The organism is Motiliproteus coralliicola (assembly GCF_003345655.1).
Lineage (GTDB): Bacteria > Pseudomonadota > Gammaproteobacteria > Pseudomonadales > Balneatricaceae > Motiliproteus > Motiliproteus coralliicola.
On the sequence record NZ_QQOH01000001.1, the window covers coordinates 210540 to 230810 of the forward strand.

The 20271-nt window shown below is 55.3% G+C and carries 14 protein-coding genes; 7 read left to right on the top strand and 7 right to left on the bottom strand.

Translation table 11 applies throughout. The features are described 5' to 3' along the window. The first annotated feature begins 82 nt into the window (after positions 1–82). Entirely contained in the window at positions 83–535 is a 453-nt protein-coding gene (locus DV711_RS01025) for a hypothetical protein (protein ID WP_114693796.1), read from the top strand. Positions 536–638: 103 nt separating this feature from the next. On the opposite strand, the gene metG is transcribed toward DV711_RS01025, so the two are convergent. Next, positions 639–2675 (bottom strand): methionine--tRNA ligase, encoded by a 2037-nt coding sequence (metG, locus tag DV711_RS01030; protein ID WP_114693797.1) that lies wholly within the window; start codon positions 2673–2675, stop codon positions 639–641. Between the two features lie 257 nt (positions 2676–2932). Between metG and DV711_RS01035 the strand changes: the two genes are divergently transcribed. The 5 genes from DV711_RS01035 to DV711_RS01055 all read left to right on the top strand — a co-directional run bounded on the left by DV711_RS01035 (position 2933) and on the right by DV711_RS01055 (position 7890). After that, complete coding sequence (locus DV711_RS01035; RefSeq protein ID WP_114693798.1) at positions 2933–4186, top strand: response regulator; 1254 nt, start codon at positions 2933–2935, stop codon at positions 4184–4186. 53 nt (positions 4187–4239) lie between these two features. Next, positions 4240–5328 (top strand): tRNA (uridine(54)-C5)-methyltransferase TrmA, encoded by a 1089-nt coding sequence (gene trmA, locus DV711_RS01040; protein WP_114693799.1) that lies wholly within the window; start codon positions 4240–4242, stop codon positions 5326–5328. 111 nt (positions 5329–5439) lie between these two features. Next, positions 5440–6534 (top strand): iron-sulfur cluster carrier protein ApbC, encoded by a 1095-nt coding sequence (apbC, locus tag DV711_RS01045; protein ID WP_114693800.1) that lies wholly within the window; start codon positions 5440–5442, stop codon positions 6532–6534. A gap of 150 nt (positions 6535–6684) precedes the next feature. Then, on the top strand, positions 6685–7251 hold the full coding sequence (dcd, locus tag DV711_RS01050) for a dCTP deaminase (protein ID WP_114693801.1): 567 nt from the start codon (positions 6685–6687) through the stop codon (positions 7249–7251). A gap of 6 nt (positions 7252–7257) precedes the next feature. Then, complete coding sequence (locus DV711_RS01055) at positions 7258–7890, top strand: hypothetical protein (RefSeq protein ID WP_114693802.1); 633 nt, start codon at positions 7258–7260, stop codon at positions 7888–7890. A 358-nt stretch (positions 7891–8248) separates the two neighbouring features. Here DV711_RS01055 and DV711_RS01060 read toward each other — a convergent pair whose 3' ends face one another. From DV711_RS01060 to lexA, 6 genes are all read right to left on the bottom strand, one after another. Then, positions 8249–11359, bottom strand: coding sequence for a PAS domain S-box protein (locus tag DV711_RS01060; protein WP_114693803.1), 3111 nt, complete (start codon positions 11357–11359; stop codon positions 8249–8251). A gap of 3 nt (positions 11360–11362) precedes the next feature. Further along, positions 11363–12478 carry an ABC transporter substrate-binding protein gene (locus DV711_RS01065; RefSeq protein WP_114693804.1) on the bottom strand — a complete coding sequence of 372 codons (1116 nt, stop codon included), beginning with the start codon at positions 12476–12478 and terminating at the stop codon, positions 11363–11365. Next, the gene (locus DV711_RS01070) at positions 12475–14739 is read right to left on the bottom strand and encodes a bifunctional diguanylate cyclase/phosphodiesterase (RefSeq protein WP_114693805.1); all 2265 of its coding nucleotides are present in this window, start codon (positions 14737–14739) and stop codon (positions 12475–12477) included. Before DV711_RS01070 ends, DV711_RS01065 begins: the two co-directional genes overlap by 4 nt. 175 nt (positions 14740–14914) lie before the next feature. Next, positions 14915–16405: a protein adenylyltransferase SelO gene (locus DV711_RS01075; RefSeq protein ID WP_114693806.1), complete on the bottom strand. Its 1491-nt coding sequence runs from the start codon at positions 16403–16405 to the stop codon at positions 14915–14917. Between the two features lie 391 nt (positions 16406–16796). Continuing rightward, positions 16797–17255: a cell division inhibitor SulA gene (locus DV711_RS01080; protein WP_114693807.1), complete on the bottom strand. Its 459-nt coding sequence runs from the start codon at positions 17253–17255 to the stop codon at positions 16797–16799. Between the two features lie 2 nt (positions 17256–17257). Continuing rightward, complete coding sequence (lexA, locus tag DV711_RS01085) at positions 17258–17872, bottom strand: transcriptional repressor LexA (RefSeq protein WP_114693808.1); 615 nt, start codon at positions 17870–17872, stop codon at positions 17258–17260. Positions 17873–17986: 114 nt separating this feature from the next. Here lexA and dinG point away from each other — a divergent pair, with 114 nt between their 5' ends. Continuing rightward, positions 17987–20101, top strand: a complete 2115-nt coding sequence (dinG, locus tag DV711_RS01095; RefSeq protein WP_243633708.1) for an ATP-dependent DNA helicase DinG — start codon at positions 17987–17989, stop codon at positions 20099–20101. The last annotated feature ends 170 nt before the right edge of the window (positions 20102–20271 follow it).

A 20271-nucleotide genomic window follows, 5' to 3' on the forward strand; every position in this document is an offset into this window, starting at 1 on the left:
ACTATTTAGGCGTATATTAATCAAAGTGCTAACGTGTACCAGCAAAAGTAATTCACTATCGACTAAGGGGCAACTGACAGCCGTGGCTAGTCAACTTACCGATCAGAATTCTCAGTTTCGTCAGGGTAGTGTGCAGGTTCAGATTGCACTGTTGCTGCTGTTAGTCGTAGCAGTCGGGTTGTATTTTTATCTGCAGGGCCAGATTACTCAGATATTGCTGGATATCCAGTTGATGCTCTATAGCGACCCGCAGCAAGCCTTGCGAATCATTAGCCGATTGCTGTTGTGGCTGGTTGTCACCAGCGGTCTGATTTCGCTGGCTGTAGCGTTCTATCTTTGCTTGATGGCGGCCCGGATCGGCCGTTGTGGAGAGTATCCGCCGCCGCAGATGCCGGTGGCCTTTCGAACTCGTATACGTCGGGGTACACCGGCGATGCGAATGAAGCGAAGCTGCCTGCTGTTAGGCGCGCTGTTGTTCTGTCAGCCGTTGGGTGGGGTGTTGTTGTGGTATGGCATTACCGGCGGCGTGATCTAATCGGAAAATTATGCAGTTGGAGAATTAACGGGCGATAGAGGCCATCACCCGTTATCTGTAGCACTATTGCTAGAGTTAGAGTTAGAGCTAGAGCTGTGGCGGATCAGCAGACCCGCATGCCCGGTTGAGCGCCGTCGTGGGGTTCCAGAATCCATAGATCCTCACCCCCGGGGCCTGCTGCCAGCACCATGCCCTCGGACATGCCGAACTTCATCTTGCGAGGTGCCAGATTGGCCACCATAACGGTCAGCTTGCCCTCCAGTTGCTCCGGCGAGTAGGCAGACTTGATCCCAGCGAACACATTTCGCTGCTCGCCGCCCAGATCCAGCGTGAGACGTAACAGCTTGTCGGCCCCCTCAACATGTTCTGCCTTGGCAATGCGGGCAATCCGCAGATCTACCTTGGCAAAGTCCGGGTATTGAATCTGTTCGGCGATCGGCTCATCGGCCAGCGGTCCTTGTGCCACAGGCTGGGCTTGCTGTTCCTGGGCCAGCACCTCTTTGGAGGCTTCGATCATGGCGTCGATCTTGTCCTGTTCGACCCGGGTCATCAGCGGCTTGAACTTGTTGATCTGGTGATCGGTCAGGACTCGATCAAGCGCCGACCAATCCAAGCGGTCATCAAGGAAACGCTCGGCTTCGGCGGTCATCTTCGGCAGTACCGGCTTCAGATAGACCATCAGGATCCGGAATAGGTTGATGCCCACCGAGCAGACCGCCTGAACTTCGGCTTCTTTTCCTGCCTGCTTGGCCAGCACCCAGGGCTCTTTGTGGTGGATATACTCGTTGGCCTGATCAGCCAGCTGCATGATCAGTTTGACCGCCTTGCCGAATTCACGATTTTCGTAGAGGGTGGCGATATCGGCACCGGCATCGATAAATTGTTGGATCAGCTCGGGTTCGCTGCACTGATCGGCCAGTCGGCCATCGAACTTCTTGGTAATGAAACCGGCGCTACGACTGGCGATATTGACCACCTTGCCGATCAGGTCGGAATTGACCCGCAGCAGGAAGTCATCCAGATTCAGATCTAGATCCTCGACCCGGTTGTTCAGTTTGGCGGCAAAGTAATAGCGCAGATACTCCGGATCCAGATGCTCCAGATAAGTGCGGGCCTTGATAAAGGTGCCGCGAGATTTTGACATCTTCTTGCCGTTCACGGTCAGGAAACCGTGGGCGTGCACCGCGGAGGGGGTACGGAAGCCTGAGCAGCTCAGCATCGCCGGCCAGAACAGTGCATGGAAGTTGATAATGTCCTTGCCGATAAAATGGTACAGCTCTGCTCGAGAACCGGATCCCCAGTAGTCATCAAACTCCAGCCCCGGCGTTCGATCGCACAGGTTCTTGAAGCTGGCCATATAGCCGATCGGCGCATCGAGCCAGACGTAGAAGTACTTGCCGGGCTCCCCTGGGATTTCAAAACCAAAGTAGGGTGCGTCGCGGCTGATATCCCACTCCTGCAGACCGGAATCCAGCCATTCGGACAGTTTATTGGCGATCTCATCCTGCAGGGTGCCGCAACGGGTCCACTGCTTCAGCATCTCAGTGAAATCGGGCAGCTTGAAGAAAAAGTGCTCCGACTCTTTGTCGACAGGGGTTGCCCCGGAGATGGCCGAACGAGGGTCGATCAGCTCCGATGGAGAATAGGTCGCGCCACAGGCTTCACAGTTGTCACCGTACTGGTCTTCGGCCTTACATTTTGGACAGGTGCCTTTGATAAAGCGGTCAGCCAGGAACAGCTGTTTTTCAGGATCGTAAGCCTGGGTGATGGTGCGGCTGGCAATATGCCCGGCTTCCTTGCAGCGCTGATAAATCAGCGCAGACAGCTCGCGGTTCTCTTCCGAGTGGGTCGAGTGGTAGTTGTCAAAACCGACAAAGAACTCGGCGAAGTCTGCCTGGTGCTCGGCACTGACCTGGGCGATCAGCTCCTCCGGTGTGATCCCCTGTTGCTCAGCTTTGAGCATAATCGCAGTGCCGTGGGCGTCGTCGGCGCAGACATAGGTACACTGCTCACCGCGGCTTTTCTGGAATCTTACCCAGATGTCGGTCTGGATATACTCAAGTAGATGGCCCAGGTGAATCGAGCCGTTGGCGTAGGGCAGGGCGCTGGTGACGAGAATTTTACGGGGTGAGCTGGACATAGAAAAACGCTGTAATTAAGGACCTGAATTGGACGCGGCAGATGGCACCCACTGCCGCTATAGTGGGCGAATTGTATACTGTTCGTCGGGAGTTACAAATCCGCTCCGGTTAGGGTAGGCTCAGCGCAAGTCTTTGCCGACCAATGGGTGTTTCGAGACTCGAAATGCTAACGAGCAGAGGTGGTTAACGGGATGAATATCGACAAGGAAGTTCAGCAGCGCAGCTGCAATCCCTTGCAGCAGACAGGGAGCCTGTGATGGCCGAAAGACAACCAATCTCAGAAACGCCCAGAAGGCGGGTGTTGTTCGTTGATGACGACACCAATGTTTTGGACGGTTACCGTCGCTTGTTTCGTCAGCAGCGGGATCATTGGGATATGACGTTCTGTGATTCCGGGGCGCAGGCGCTGGAAAAGCTCGAAGCCGAGTCTTTTGATGTACTGGTCACCGACATGCAGATGCCGGGGATGAATGGCGCTGAGCTGATGTCGCATGCGGTCAATGTGGCCCCCGGTGTCGCCCGCATCGTACTGACCGGATATGCCAGTATGAGCTCCTCGGTAGAAGCTACAGACCTGGCCCACCAGCTACTGAATAAGCCTTGTGATATCGATACTCTGAAGGAGGCGATAGAGCACAGCTGCAAGGTTCAGTCGATCATTACCTCGGACCGGGTCAAGCAGGCGATCGGTCGGATAGGTCGATTGCCCTCCCCGCCGACGGTCTACCATGAATTGAGTCGGGCGCTGCGTCAGGAAGATAGTGATGCGGCCACGGTCACGGCGATTATAGAGCAGGACATGGCGATCGCCGCGAAACTCCTGCATCTGGTGAATTCGGCCTTCTTCGGGTTGCGACGTCGCGTTGCCAGTCTGGAGCAGGCGGTCACGCTGTTGGGGCTTAGGCAGATCAGGGATGTGGTGCTGGCAACCCATGTGTTCGGAGCCGATCTGGAAGCGAGCCCGGGTGGTGAACTCAGCCTGGAAAAGGTGCGTGATCATTCGGTGGCGGTCGCCAGACTAGCGCGGGAGATCATGCTTGAAGAGGGCGAGGGACGTGAATTGGCGGACCAGGCCTTTATCGGAGGTCTGCTGCATAGCTTCGGCATTCTGGTGCTGGCCAACACCGGCTTTCAAAAGTACGACAAGGCGATCGATTACTGCCGTCGGAAGGGGCGTACGTTACCGGAAGTGGAGCGGGTGCTGTTCGGGGCAACCCATGCCGAGGCGGGGGCGTATATTTTAGGGCTCTGGAAGATACCGCCGGTTATCGTCGAGGCGGTACTGATGCATCAGACACCGGGACAGCTTGTATCTGCCAAATGGAGCCCGGTTACGGCGGTTCATGTGGCCAATGCGCTGGTTCATGAAATGCGCGATGGCGCTAAACTCTACCCGGTTCAGCCATTGGATAAGACCTATCTGCAGCAACTAGGGCTGCTGGATCGGGTCGAGCGGTGGCGGGAGCTGGCTGGGCTCCAGTTCGAGGAACTTGAGTCACCCTCTTCGTGACCCTAGACCCATGCAGCTGTTAGAATGCGCGTTTTTTGCCGAATTCCTGCTGCATGAACATAGACGCTGTCGCCCCCGAGCAATACCAACAACAGCTGGCGGAAAAAGCCGAGCAGATGAAGAGTCTGTTTGGCCCGTTTTCACCACCTGAGCTGGAAGTCTTTCCATCTCCACCCAGTCATTATCGTCAACGGGCCGAGTTTCGAGTTTGGCACGAAGGCGATGATATCTTTTATGCCATGTTCGAACCCGGTGATAAGCGTCGGCCGATCCGCCTGGATAGCTGTCCGATGGTGTCGGAACGGATCGAGCAGACCATGTTCGAGCTGCTGGAACTCATCAAGCCTCAACCTTGTTTGCGCAAGCGATTATTTCAAATCGATTTCCTTTCGACTCTCAGCGGTGAGCTGCTGGTTACGCTGCTGTATCACCGGCCCTTAGAGCAGGATTGGATTGATGCGGCAACCGAGCTGCAGCAACAGTTGTCGGTCGAAATTATCGGCCGCTCGCGGAAACAGAAGCTGGTATTGGATCACGACTGGGTCGTTGAAAGGCTGCCTTTAGACGGTGTCGCTTTGGAGTACCAGCAGGTAGAAAACAGCTTTACCCAGCCCAATGCGGCGATCAACATTGAGATGCTGAACTGGGCTCGCGATGTCACGCAACAGGCCGGTGGTGATCTGTTGGAGCTGTATTGCGGCAATGGCAACTTCACGTTGGCGTTGAGCGATCGTTTCGACCGGGTTTTGGCTACCGAAATCGCCAAGGTGTCGGTCAATTCGGCGCATTTCAATCTGGAGCGTAATGGCATCGACAATGTCACGATCGCACGGCTTTCCAGCGAAGAGTTCACCCAGGCGATAAACAAGGTAAGGCCGTTCCGGCGTCTGCGTGAGGTTGACCTGGATAGCTACGATTTCTCCACGGTGTTGGTCGATCCTCCCCGGGCAGGGCTGGATGATGGAACCCGCACTCTGGTACAGGGGTATCAAGCCATTCTCTATATCTCCTGTAACCCGGAAACCCTGGTGCGTGATCTGAAGCAGCTGACCCAGACCCATCGAATCGCTAGGCTGGCGCTGTTTGATCAGTTCCCGTACACCCATCATAAAGAGAGCGGCGTATTTCTGGTCAGGCGGTGATCTGAATCAAATTGGCCGTCGTGGCGTAGATGACGTCATCGGGTTGATTCGTTATAGTTGACTTTTTTGGTTGGTTTTTGCCGGGGTATACCCCGGTCTGTGAGGATACAGATGAGTGCAACACTGCAGGCGCAGCTTCAAACCGTATTTTCTGACTATGTTCCGCCCTTCAGCCAGCAGACCCTGAAACAGGCCCGGGCGATCAAATCGCTTGAGGTCGACGGATCGGTCTGCAAGCTGTTGCTGGAGTTGGGGTATCCGGTTAAGTCGATCTGCGATGAGATGGTGCCGCAACTCAGAGATCTGGCGCTGTCGGTCAACGGAATCGAAAAGCTGGAGTTGGAACTCGATAGTAAGGTTGTCGCTCACCGGGCTCAGAATAACCTCAAGAGCCTGGAAAATGTCCGCAACATTATCGCCGTTGCTTCAGGCAAGGGTGGAGTAGGCAAGTCCACTACAACCGTCAACCTGGCCTTGGCGATGGCGGCTGAAGGGGCACGAGTCGGTATTCTGGATGCCGATATCTATGGCCCGAGTCAGGGGCGGATGCTGGGTATCGAGCCGGGAACCAAGCCTCAACCAGCCGATAATGCGATGTATCCGGTGCAGGCTCTGGGGCTACAGGCGATGTCGATGAGCCTGCTGGTTGACGAGGACCAACCGATGGTCTGGCGGGGCCCGATGGTCAGCGGCGCACTGCAGCAGATGTTGACTCAGACGCTCTGGAATGACCTCGACTACCTGTTTGTCGATATGCCCCCGGGAACCGGTGATATCCAACTGACTTTGTCTCAAAAAGCCCCGCTGACCGGTGCGGTTATCGTCACTACGCCGCAGGATATCGCGCTGCTCGATGCCAAGAAGGGAATCGAGATGTTCCGCAAGGTCGATGTTCCGGTACTGGGGATTGTTGAAAACATGAGCCTGCATACCTGTAGTCAGTGTGGCCATAGCGAGCCGATATTCGGCGAGGGCGGCGGTGAGCAGATTGCTGAGAAATATCAGGTTGATCTGCTGGGGCGTCTGCCTTTGAAGCTGTCAATCCGTGAGCAGGCCGATGCCGGACATCCGACCGTCGTCAATGAGCCGGAATCCGCCGAGGCAGGGTTCTATCGTGAGATCGCGCTGAAACTGGCGGCGTCGTTGGCGGCTCGGGCCAAGAATTACGCCAATGTATTCCCGGAGATCGTGGTCCAGAACGACTAACCTCTGGCCTGACACCGACCTGGCTGCCGATGCGGCAGCCCTATAAAACCGCACCGCTTCGGAAAAGTGCGGTTTTTTTGTTGCATTGCAGGTATCATAGCCCGGTTTGTCCGGGTCTTTATCAAATACAGTTGGGATTGAATTAGCATTATGGGTATCAAATCAGACACTTGGATCCGAAAAGCGGCGCTGGAACAGGACATGATTGCGCCCTTTGAACCGGGCCAGGTTCGGAGCCGTGATGGTGAGCGTATCGTATCCTTCGGCACCTCCAGCTATGGTTACGATGTCCGCTGTGCCAACGAGTTCAAGATCTTCACCAACATCAACTCCTCAATGGTGGATCCTAAAGACTTCGATCATCAGAGCTTTGTCGATGTGGTTTCTGACGTCTGTATCATTCCGCCAAACTCCTTTGCGTTGGCGCGTACCGTGGAATACTTCAAGATTCCGCGCGATGTACTGACGATCTGCCTGGGTAAGAGCACCTATGCTCGCTGCGGTATCATCGTCAACGTCACTCCGCTGGAACCGGAGTGGGAAGGTCATGTGACGTTGGAGTTCTCCAATACGACGCCGCTGCCGGCAAAGATCTATGCCAACGAAGGAGTCGCTCAGATGCTGTTCCTGGGGGCTGATGAGGTCTGCGAAACCTCGTATAAGGATCGCAACGGCAAGTATATGGGCCAGACCGGCGTTGTCGTTCCACGCACCTAAGCCGCGATGATTCCGAATTACGAAAAAATCACCGAATTCTGGTGTGAAGTTGTCAGTACCATCGAAGCCTTGCTGCAGGAGACCGATGAGAGTCGTGCACACGGGTTGCTGAATCACTATGAGAAGCAACTGAAACGGATCGACGGCAATCTGACCTTCCATTTTGAGCGGAACGAGTCCAATAACCGAATCGAGATGATTATCGGTTGCGATGGATATGCCCAGTCGATCGCTGCTGTGCTCAGTCTGGTTGATGCCGCACCGTTGATGGATGGTGTGCAGGTGATAGCGTTCAATAATCGTCACGACCCCCTGCCGGAATGTATTCGGGTGGGTGATGACGACTACGCTATCGAGCAGTTCTGGTTCAGTCATCGGCTAGAGGCCGGAGAGTTTCATCTGTCGATCTATCTTGACGAGCTGGACACTATGGACGGTAACCCGGCCGTTGAAGCCGTGATGATCTATCTGGATGCGCTGCTGGGAGAGTTCGATCTGATGACCCGGGTTGCGACGCTGTGTTGGTACGATAAGCCGCAGGATCCGCTCGATTATGGATTGCGGCCACTGAGCGACGTTCGGGATCTATTCGATAGTCTCAGGGATCAGATTCGCCTGATCGGGGTGACATTGCACTGACAAGGCTCGCCAGGATTCAGGTTAGTCAGGTCGACAAAAACGGCGTTGGGTTTACAGCCTCAACGCCGTTTTTGGTTTTAGTTGTTGGACAGAACGCAGACTTTCTCGTCGTCCTGATCCTCATAATAGCTGTTCATGGATTCTACTCCCCCCTCTCCAGCTCAGTCCGTTGAACCCGTTCCAACGCAGGCGCGTTATCGGTTTGGCCTCATTAAACTTCATCGGCGCCACCTACTAGGACTTTAGTAGAGGATTTTTAAAATTGTCAATTTTTGCTGTTGCTGTTTGTTGGCAGCTCGGCCGAGTCAATACGACAGCAGCGTTGATTCAGTCGATTGCTGTTTGATCTGATCCATAATCAGAGCGGGAGTCCCGGTTCCTGCACATCTGAGATGGGGGCGGTTAACGGTAGGGTCAGGATCATGCGGGTACCGCACCCGACCTGGCTATCGAGCTCTATGCTGCCGCCCAACACCTGGTTGGTCAGGTTGTGGACGATGTTGAGTCCGAGTCCGGAGCCACCTTTGCCCAGTTTTGAGGTGAAGAAGGGGTCAAATACTTTGCCGATATCATCCGGAGCAATCCCGCAGCCGTTGTCGCTGACACTAAGTTCGACTTGTGACTCACCCTGTGCTCGGGCAGTAACCTCGATGCGCCCCTGGCTGCGTCCGTCGAAGCCGTGTAACAGTGAGTTGTTGATCAGGTTGGTCAAAATTTGGCCCAGGGGTCCCGGATAGCTGTCGAGCTGTAGGTTGTCCGGGATGTTGCAGTGAAGCTCAAAGGGGGTCTTCTTCAGCGTCGGTGCCAGGGTCACAGCGATCTCATTGACCACCTCATGCAGCTTGAACTGACGTCGTTGGGAGCTGGTCTGGTCGATCGCCACCTGTTTGAAACTGCTGACCAGTTCAGAGGCTTTATGCAGGTTATGTTCAACAATGGTGCAGCCAGCACGGGCATCATCGACAAAGCGCTCCAGGCTCGAGCGTTTTAACGAGCCCTGTTCAAAATCCTGCTCCAGCGAGCGGGTGTGTTCTTCCAGCGTGGTGGCGGCCATCAGCGAGTTGCCGATCGGGGTGTTGAGTTCGTGAGCGATGCCTGCCACCAGCGACCCCAGTGCTGCCAGCTTTTCGGAACGAACCAGCTCGTCTTGAGCCAGCTCCAGACTTCGGAGCGCGCTCTGCAGCTCCTCATTGATTTGAGCCAGTTCGCTGGTGCGCTCCAGAACCCGGGTTTCCAGTGATTGATTGAGCTCGTGAATTTCGCGCTGTGCCTGCAGTTTATGGGTTATATCCTGGTAGGACCGGAGTACCAGGTGCTCACCTCCTACCTGTAGGACCCGGGCCGAGATATTGCAGCTGATGATGCTGCCGTCCTGTTTCATCATCTCGATTTCAAAGTCGTCGACCTGCCCTTGAGCAAGCAGTGTTTCGGCGATCTGTTGGCGTTTGATCGGGTCCGGCCAGATACCCAGATCATCGCTGGTGTGGCCGATGGCGCTGCTGCGGCTGATCCCCAGCAGTCGGCACCAGGCGTCGTTGCAGTTGAGGAACCGGGGGGTATTGGAGAAATAGGAAACCGACATCGCCACTGGGGATGAATCGAAAAACGAGATAAATTTCTGCTCGCTGCTGCGCAGCTTGGCTTCCATCCGCTTGCGTTCACTGACATCGTCGATCGAGCTCATGATCGCGATGACATCGCCCTTGTTGTCCTCAATGGGCTGGTTGTACCACTGGCAGGTAATGATTCGACCGCTGGCGGTAATATTGTTGATCTCGCTGCGATAACCGCCGATGTTGGCGAGCAGGGTTGCCATCACGCCTTCCATCCGGTCTTGTTCCTCCGGCGGTACGATGAACATCATCGGCTTGCCTAGGGCGAGCTCGCGCGGGTAGCCGAAGATCTCCTCGGCAGATTCGTTCCACTCCCGTACATTGCCGTTGAGGTCCCATTCGATGACTGCCACGGGACTCTGCTGGATCAGGGCTCGGTAACGCTGCTCCCGCTCGCGGAGTGTTCGCTCGACTAGGCGTAGCTCCGATAGATCGATATCCATTACCGCAGTGCGCGGTGGCGAATCCTCCAGCCCCGGAATCAGAAACAGGGTCGAGAGTACATTGACCACTGAGCCGTCCTTGCAGGTGATTTCGCATTCCTTGGGACCGATGGTCCCACCGTTTTGATACAGCGCCTGCTGATCGCGAAAGAACGCCAGCTGCTGTTGCTGGCTGTAGCGCAGATGGTTCAGGTCTTTACCGATCACGTCGTCTCGGTCGAACTTGTAGAGCCGTTCAGAAGCGGTGTTCCAGTACAGGACCCTCCCTTTGTCATCAAACCATTGGATTGCGACATTGGGTGTTTGCTCCATGGTGGCTCGCAGGCTGATTTCGCTGTTGCTCAGCTCACGCTCACGCTGTTGAATCGCCGCTGCCATCGCCTGTAGGTGCCGGCTTAAGTCGGTGAATTCGGCAACATGGATTTCAGGCCAGCGCAGTTCATAATTGCCGCTGGCCAGTTGGTGGGCGTTATCAGAGTAGTGCTTGATCCGTCGGCTCAGCCCCCGTGCCAGCAGTACGCCGCTGATCAGGGCTGCCAGCAAGGCCAGTACGCAGGCAGCGATAGCAGCTTCGGTGGCCAGCCAGACAAAGCGATAGGCGTGTTGTTTTGCCTGGGACACCAGCACCAACCAACCGAGCTTGGGGACGACGACCGAGGATCCGATCAGCTGTTGATTCTGGAACCTGAACTCTTCGGTCGAGAGACCGTCCTTCAGACCCTGGGTGACGATGTTGAGGTTTCGCAGGCTCAGTTGCTGACCGGTAAGGTTGGGATCTGGGTGGGAGATCAGCTGCGCATTGCGATCGATGAGCATGGTGCTCAGGTGCGAGTTGTTACTCTGATGGGATGAGATCTCGGATAGTTCGCTAAGCGAAAGTTCGGCTACCAGAGAAAAGTCGGCATCGATCGGGATGGCGATGGCGACAGCCAGATCTCCGGAGGTTGCTGACAGATAGGTGTTTGACCACACACGACTGTGAAGACCGCGTGAGCGTCGATAGAACGCCTTGCGGGATATATCGACACCCAGATAGGTATCCCGTTCGGCTTGGCGCTTTGGGGGTAGGCCGATCTCCAATGTGATGCCGCGGTTGTCGATGATGGAGATCGACTCGTAGATATCGCTGTCGCCGATATGGGCATCCAGCAGCGGCTGCCATGTGCCAGCGCGGCGTGGCAGTCGTCCCTTCAGGTAATTAGCGATCGAGGTGAGTTCGTGTTCGGCACCGCCAAGACGCCCCTCGAGATTGGCAGCCACTGCGTGGGCGATATCCTGGTGCCCCGATTCGACATCGGCCCGAATCTGCGGGATTACCCATAAGTACGATATCAGCGCCAGTGCGATCAACGGAAAGGCGGTAATCAGTGCGATCTGCAAAGACAGCACCTGGCTCATTCGCCACTGAATCATGGGTTACTCTACCACCCGGAATCGACCGTTGATTACCTGGGTGATGTAGGTGCGGTTTGTGGTATCACCGTAATCATCGAAGCGGATAGGTTTCTGCACCCCTTCGAAGGAGCGGATACGCAGCAAGGTTTGCTTCAGGCTTTCACCTTGGCGTTGGCGTCGTATCGCTTCGAATAGAATCTGGGTTGCGTTGTAGCTCACCAGCGCCGGGAATCCCGGCTCCTGCCCAAAGCGGTTCAGAAAGGCATCTCGAAAGTTCAGGTATTTGCTCGCCTTGCTACTTCTATCCAGGTATTGGGATACAAAGATCCCCTCGGTCGCCTGTCCGCCCAACTCGATCAGGCGTTCGGTGCCGGCCCATTCCGATGTCAGGATCTGTACTTGGCTGTCATTTTTACGGATATGTTGGATCAGCAAGGCGGCATCGACCGAGTTGCTGACCAGCCCGATGCCTTGGGCCTGGGTGTCGACTAGTTGCCGTGCCAGTTCCGGGAAGGGGGCGTGGGTGGAGGAGACGAAAGGGATGACCTTGATGATGGTGCCGCCTCCGGCTTTGAAGGCATCGGAGAAGTCATCCACCCAGCTCTGGGTGTAGGCACGGTTGCGGGTGTCCATTATTAACGAGAAGCTGCGGATGCCCTGGTTGAGTTGGTAACGGGCATGGTGTGACGCATTGTGGCGGGTGGCGGCCAGGGTTCGGAAGAACAGGTCGTCGCGTCCTGTCAGGTTATTGGTGGTGACCGTTGTCCCCATCACCAGTGTTCCTGAGGCCGTCGCAATGGGCTCGACCACCATGGCCATGGCGCTGGTCATCGGACCGATAATCGCGGTGACGGGTAACCGGGTCAGTTCACTGGCATGTTTGGCGGCGAGCTTCGGGTTCTGCTGATCATCACGGATCAATAGCTCGATTGGATGACCGTTGATACCGCCGGAAGCATTGACCTGCTCGGTGGCTAAGATAGCTGCATTTCTACCATTAACGCCCAAGTCGGCGACACGACCCGAAGTGCCGCCGATAAAACCGATTTTAATCGGCTCGGGTTCGCCACAGCCTTGCAGTAGCATCAAACTGACTGTGCTGATCGTTAACAGAGCCTGTCGTATCGTTAATCTCATGCTGACGTATTCCGTTGGGTGTTACCCGGCTCTTGATTCATCAACCAGCGCAGCAGTGCATCGGCTTCCATCGGCTTGGCATAGAAGTAGCCTTGAGCTTCATGGCAGCCGAGCTCGGCTAGCCGCTCAGCCTGCTGTTGTTCTTCGACCCCTTCGGCGATCACCTGCAGGTTGAGACTGTGGCTCAGCTCGATCACCATTTCTGCAATGCTGCGCGAATCTTGGGACTCGCACAGCTGATCAACGAAAGCGCGGTCGATCTTCAGGCGATCGATGCTCAAACGTTGCAGGTAGGATAGCGATGAAAAACCGGTGCCGAAGTCATCTATCGCCACCTGCACACCGCGAGATTTGATCTGTTTCAGCATGTCCAGTAGATAGTCAGCTTCGAGCATGGCGACAGATTCGGTGATCTCTAGCTCGATCAACTCCGGGTTGACGCCGCTGTCGAGCAGCGCTCGGTCGAGTGTTTCGAGAAAACCTCCGGAGCGGAACTGAATCACGGATACGTTGACGGCCATTCGTAGCCGGGTAAAACCTGATCGGTGCAACAGGTGAGCCTGTGAGAAGGCAGTGCGCATCACCCACTCGCCGATGGTGGCAATAATGCCGGACCGCTCAGCCAGCGGTATAAAAACATCCGGAGGGATATACCGCCCCTGGTCATCACGCCAGCGTATCAAGGCCTCGCAACCGACCGGCTTGCCATCCGGTAGTGATACCTGAGGCTGGTAATGAAGGTAGAGACGCTGGTGCTCGAAGCTGAGTCTGAGATCCTGAAGCATTTTGACCCGGGACTGAATCTCCAGCCCCATTTGACGGGTGTAGACACCAAGCTGTCCTCGCTGGGTCTGTTTGGCCTGATTTAAAGCCGTGCTGGCCGCCTTTAGCGCGCCTTGGCCGCCGCCATCGACCTCACTGATCTGGGCCAGGCCGAAGGTAGCGGAAAGGGTTTGTTCGTTACCTTCGATGGTGAAATGTTTGCTGAATAGTCGCTGGATTTTTTCTGCAGGCATCTCCGCAGAGGGGCCGAAAATGGCGAAGATATCGCTGGTTATTCGAGCCAGAAACAGAGAGGGGCGGCAGAATTTCTGCAGTCGTTGGCTGACCTGGCGCAGCAATTGATCGCCGTATTGGTGGCCGAGGGCGTGGTTTAGCTCGGAGAAGTGGTCGATATCGACCAGCATCATGGCCAGCGAGCCTGCGCCCTTATCGGCGACAACCCGGTCGACCTGTTCGAGCAGGTGGTGTCTGTTGGGCAACAGCAGCAGTTGGTCATAATAGGCCTGGTGTTTGAGGTTGCCGAATAAAGACAGGTTGTTCAGGCATACCGAAATGTTGCTGCAGAATACCTCCAGCAGGGCTCGAAAATGGCTATCCGGCAGTTTTGTCGTCCGTAAGTAGACGCACATATCTCGACCGGTGCTGCAGGGGAAAAATAGTGTGATCCGCTCTTCAGTGTACTGGCTGCGACGCTGCTCAAAACAGTGGATCATAGAATCACGCATGACGTCTTGGGGTAACTCTTCGATCGACTGGTCGATACTTTGCCGGTATTGGCTGGTGGCCGTGACGACGCGATAGCTAGGGGACGTATCACCGAGTTTGGTTGTGCGAGCGCTGACTACTCCATCGGCCTCACAGCCGAGCAGCGTAGCTAACTGGGCAATCACGCTGTTGGCGAAGTCTTGTAGGCTGTGGGTGGCTATTAACGCCGAGCTACTGCTGACAATCAGGTCAAGGCCTTTGCGATTGGCGTTGATGGTGCGTATCTGAAGATAGGAGCGTAGCGCCGCCGTCAAGGTGGTATAGAGTTTGGTGCGGGTGAGCTCGGCCTTGGTCTTGTAATCATTGATGTCGTAATCACGGATGACATCGATTTCAGGTGCGTATCCGGGCTGGCCGGTTCGTAGAATCAGTCGGACATCTTCCAGTTTCAGCTCTTGACGAATCTGCTGCACCAGTTTTAAGCCGGCATCGTCACGCTCCATCACCACGTCCAGTAAGACCGCGGCTATGTCGGAGTGCTGTTCTAGCAGTTGGCGGGCTTCTGCCGCTGAGTAAGCGTGGAGGAATTCGAGTCGACGGTTGAGAATCGTAACGTTGCCAAGGGCGTAAAGAGTCGAGCTATGAACAGTCTCGTCGTCGTCGGCGATCAGTATTCGCCAGGTAGCAGACTGCTCGGCAGATACTTCAGTGGGGTCTTCTTCCATAAAAACCAGCTCATCGTCAGCGTCGCCTGACCTGGTGATTTCCGTCATAAATTCTGCCTGGATAGTGATAACGGGATCTTCTTGATTCTAGCCAACATATTGAATAATTCGCCAATCACGAGCCCGGATATATTAGTTAACTGTTAACGAATAGAAGGTTGGGGCTCGGCTTTGTGGAATGTAACTGTCCGCAATTCAATGCTGAACCGGCTGTTTACGGTTGTCAGGAGGAGCAACTGACGCAGATCGATTTGGCCCAGTCGGGACTGGGGGCGGCGTATTGTTCAAATCTTGGGTGTTCGTCAAACGGTCGCTGCAGCAGGTGAGTCATACGTTCTAGCTCGGTGTTATCACCTTGTTCAGCCTTTTCGATTGCCTGTTGGGCCAGGTGATTACGTAAGATAAATTTGGGATTGGTGGCGGCCATGTTGTCCGCACGCTCGGCTGCTAGGTTGGGTTGTTCGTAGTGCGATAAGTGTTGCTGGTAATGGGATAACCATCGTTTTACCGCCTCGGGGTCGGCTGTTTGTATCAACCAGTCGTCAAGGTCTGTGGGTGGTTCAGGTTGGTGCAGATAACTCAGGCCGCGGAAGAATCGACTGTAGTCTAGCGGCTGGTCGGTTAATAGATCGAGTAGCGAGCGGATCAGTTGATTATCGGCGTCGACCTTGTCCGTATCGGTGCTATCGCTGAGTCCTAGCTTGGCCCGCATCAAGCTCAGGTAGCTCGATTGCAACTCGGCTTCATATTGCGCTAGGGCGTTCTCAATCTGCGTGCTGTCTAGCAAGGGTGACAACGCTTGGGCTAGACAGAGGCAGTTCCAATAACCGATGCCGGGCTGACGTTGATAGGCATAGCGACCTTCGCCATCGGAGTGATTGCAAATATGCTCCGGGTCGTACTGATCAAGAAAACCGTAAGGTCCGTAGTCGAGAGTGAGCCCGAGAATGGAAAAGTTATCGGTGTTCATGACGCCATGACAGAAGCCTACGGCTTGCCACTGGGCCATCAGCCGGGCGGTACGCTGAACAACCGCTTCGAACCAGGCCGCATAGGGGGCGGCCTCGGTTCGGCACTCGGGAAAGTAGTGATCGATGCAAAAGTCGCTTAAGCGGCGCAAATGATCAAGCATGCCGCGGCTGTAAAAGTGCTCAAAACTGCCAAAGCGCAGATGGCTGGGGGCGGTTCGAATCATAATCGCCGCCTGCTCGGGTTGTTCGCGAAAAACCGGTGTGTCGCTAATCGCGATTGCCAGGGCTCGAGTTGTTGGGATGTCCAAGCCCTCCATCGCCTCACTGGCCAGATACTCGCGGACAACCGAGCGGATAACCGCGCGACCGTCAAAGCCTCGGGAGAAGGGTGTAGGGCCGCTGCCCTTAAGCTGCAGTTCGTGAGAAACGCCGTTGAGGTCGTGGATCTCGCCGACAAACATCGCCCGCCCGTCGCCAAGGGTGGGATTGAATTGGCCGAATTGGTGACCGGAGTAAGCGCTGGCAAAACCTTGGATCGGTTCAGGAAGTGATGGAGTGGCAAGGTGGTCGGCGAAGTTGATCCCGTCGAAGTCTCGCTCTGAGAGCCCGAGTTGTTGGGCCAGTGGTTGGTTTAACTGCAGTAAGCGAGGATTGTTCAACGGCCGCGGTTGAACGCGGGACAGAAACTCTGGCTCCGGCAGTTGTAGATAGCGGCAAGGCTGAAGGCGGTCAGAATGAAACACAGGCAGGCCCGATCATTTTTTGAATAGTTAACCAATTTACTCAAGTATTATCAATGAGGTGGCTGACACGGTGGATCTTTCTTCAATAGGATCTTCCGCTTGAGTGCTGACTCTCTAATATTGGTGGGTTTTGCGGTTGGCTTTGGCTGGTATTGTTCTGGGTGGAATCACAGGAGCTGAAGAAGAGGTCAATGATCAGCCTATCCTGGTTATTGGGTGGAGAAATCAGATGGAAGAGATCATCGCTTACGCCACGACTACCTGCATGCTGCTTGATAAGCATGTCGCTAAAACTAGGTAAAAAAACGCCCTCGTTGACGAGGGCGCAGGCCGGGCAGCTGGAGTGAGCGGGTTCCAGAGAAGGGGAGTTCGAGCCCGGTAAAAAATGGGATTAACGGGGCTGGATCAAGATGGCGTGACTTTTTCCCTGTTTAGCCGCCTGCTCCAGCAGTTTGAGTTCTTCGTTTTGCAGTTGGCCTGGCCAACTGATCACCGCGTGACAGGTGCCAGTGGTCAGCGCTTTACGAGCAAGTTCCAAGGTATTGTTGTCTCCCTTGGGTTGCAGCATCATGATCTTATTGATGTCGATGCCCGCTTCTAAAAGCCAGCCCTTGGGTAGTTTCAACGGCGGAGCGATCCAGGCGAACCAGCGATCATCGCGGCTCAGTTGAGCTAGCAATGGCATCAGGAGTTGAAAGTTATACTCGTCCTCGTCGGGCATGATGATCTGGGTGATCTTACCTGCCATGCCATGATTGAGGTTGTTTGATCCCGGGTGGCTGGTGCCTAAGGATTGCTGTTGGTAGGCAGTGATCGGATAAGCTGTACGCTGTGAGTGCAATGACATCATGGTTAGCTACCTTTTCTGAGTACGCCGACGGCTAAGCCTTCAATCGTCAGTTCCTGACGCTTCAGATCAACCTCGATCGGATCAAAATCTTGATTCTCGGCGATGAGCTGCACCTTTGATCCCTGTTTTTGGAACCGTTTGACGGTAACTTCATCGTCCAGCCGGGCGACAACAATCTGTCCATTTCTGGCTTCTCGGGTCTGATGAACAGCCAGAAGGTCGCCCTCAAGAATCCCTGCATCAATCATGCTCAAGCCCTGAACTCGCAGAAAGTAGTCTGCCTTCGGGGAGAAGAAATCCGCTGGTACGGCGCAGTGCGCATCGATATTTTCCTGCGCCAGCACCGGGTGGCCGGCAGCTACACGGCCGACGATGGGCAGTCCGGCGTCGTTGTCCGCGGAGTCCATATCGGGGATACGAATTCCTCGGGACGTGCCGGGAATCATTTCAATGGCACCTTTTCGTGCCAGTGCCTTGAGATGTTCTTCAGCGGCGTTGGCGGAGCGGAATCCCAGTTCGCGGGCGATGTCAGCCCGCGTTGGCGGATATCCGGTGGTTTCTATATAGTGCCGGATGCAATCGAGTACTTCGGTTTGGCGCTGGGTTAGCTTGATCATGGTTGGTTCCGCTAACTGTTTTTTTGTACAGTATATGTGTTTTTATACAGTTGTCTAGCCAGTGTTGGAAATTAGTTCCCCTATGGCGGCGGCTGACCAATGGGTCTCGAGTGCGTGAGTGACATCCCTGAACATCTGAAAACTGAAATCCAACAGGCCTACAGTGCTTACCTTGAAAGCCGCGGTTTGAAACCTCGCTACGGTCAGAAGCTGATGATTGCCGAGATCGTTAAAGGGTTGCTCGACACGGAGCAGAGTTCTCCGACCTGTGTGGTCGAAGCCGGAACCGGTACCGGCAAAACGGTGGCTTATCTGTTGGCAGTGTTGCCGTTGGCTAAGCACCTGGGTAAGAAACTGGTGCTGTCCACTGCCACGGTGGCGCTTCAGGAGCAGATCGTCCTGAAGGATCTGCCAGAACTGCGAGAGCACAGTGGCTTGTCGTTCGATTATGCGCTGGCCAAAGGGCGTGGGCGCTATCTGTGCCTGAGCAAACTCGACCAGTGGCTCTCTAGCGATGCTCAGAATCCTACCCTGGCTCTCTACGAAGATGAGCTGGCGCTTCGGCTGCCCAGTGAAACGCTAGAGCTTTATCAGGAATTGGCGGACCGCTATATCAAAGGGTATTGGGACGGCGAGCGCGACAGCTGGCCGGAGGAGATCGCCCAGGATGTCTGGAGTGGGGTGACCACCGATCATCGTCAGTGTACTAACCGCCGTTGTTCTAATTTCAGCTCCTGCTGTTTTTACAAGGCAAGAAATGAATTGGATCAAGCCGATTGCATCGTGGCTAACCATGACCTGGTGATGTCGGATCTGTCCCTGGGTGGTGGCGCGATCTTGCCCGACCCTGAGGAGACTCTCTATGTGTTCGACGAAGGTCATCATCTGGCTGATAAGGCACTGAATCATTTCTACTGCCAGTTGCGACTCAATAGTTGGCGAAGTTGGCTCAAGCAGCTGCCCAAGACGCTGAAGCGTATGCTCAAGGAGATGAAGGAGCCGGATAGCTTGATTCGGGGGCAGGCGGGGCTGGAAACGCTGATCAGTGATAGCCTGGAGTTGCTACAACGACTCGATACACCGCTGCAGCAACTGGTTGCACAGTTACCCGAGGATGATCGGCGTGACGATAGTCGTCATTTTCGCTTTCCTCAGGGGCGTGTGCCGAATGACATTCTGGAGCTCGCCCGACAGCTGGAGCCCCGTGCCCGGGATCTGCAACTGCAGTTGGATAGCTTGACCGAAAAGCTCAAAGAGGCGATCTCAGAACCGATCAGTGGTATCGATAAAGAGCTGGCTGAGCGTTGGTATCCTACCATCGGGCGGCTATTCGCCCGTGCTGAAGGTGCCCGGGCCCTTTGGCGCTCATTGATTGCTGAAGATAGCCCAGCTCAACCGCCGGCTGCCCGTTGGTTGAGCTTTCACCAGAGCCCTGAGGGTGACGAGCTGGAGCTGTGCTGCAGCCCTATCCTGGCGGCGCAGACGCTTGATCAGCAACTCTGGCAACGTTGTGGAGCTGCGGTGGTGACCTCGGCGACGTTGACCGCGCTGGGACGGTTCGATCAGCTGCAGCTACGTAGCGGGGTGCCTCAGGAGTCACGTTTTGCCGTGGTTCCCAGTCCCTTCAATCATCAGCAAGCCGCCGCGTTGCGGATTCCCAAACTCAGTGCCTCACCGGCGGACCCCCAGGCCCACGATGAAGCGATCGCCGAAGAGTTGGAGACCTGTCTGGCCGATGATGAGGCTGCGCTGGTGCTGTTCAGCTCCTGGCGCCAGATGTTGCAGGTACGAGATCGACTAGGGGCCGCTCTGGCTGATCGGGTTATAGCCCAAGGTGATCATTCCAAGCAGGCGCTGCTGAAATTGCATAAGCAACGGGTTGATGAGGGGATGGGGTCTGTGCTGTTCGGGTTGAACTCTTTTGCCGAAGGGGTTGATCTTCCCGGAGATTATCTTCGCCATGTGGTGATCGCCAAGATCCCGTTTGCGGTACCCGGTCAGCCGGTGGAAAAGGCTCTGGACGAATGGATCAGGGAGCAGGGCCGAGACCCTTTCATGGAGGTGGCGGTGCCCGATGCCTCGGTAAAACTGATTCAGGCCTGTGGGCGGTTACTGCGTTCTGAAGCAGATAGCGGCAAGATTTCGATTCTTGATAATCGCTTGACCACACGTCGGTATGGGCGGGCGTTGCTCGAAGCTCTGCCGCCTTACCGGCGTGAGCCGGGATAACCTGATTGCTTCTATGTCTAATTCCGATGGGAACGGCCGCGAATATGCTCTAAAATAGCGCGCTTCCAAGGGTTGTGCTCGGCCGCCCTTTTGTTCAGATGATGAGGTGTTGCATTGTTTAAGTGGTTATCAAAGTCTAAGTCTACCGCCGAAGTCCCCTCATCATCGTC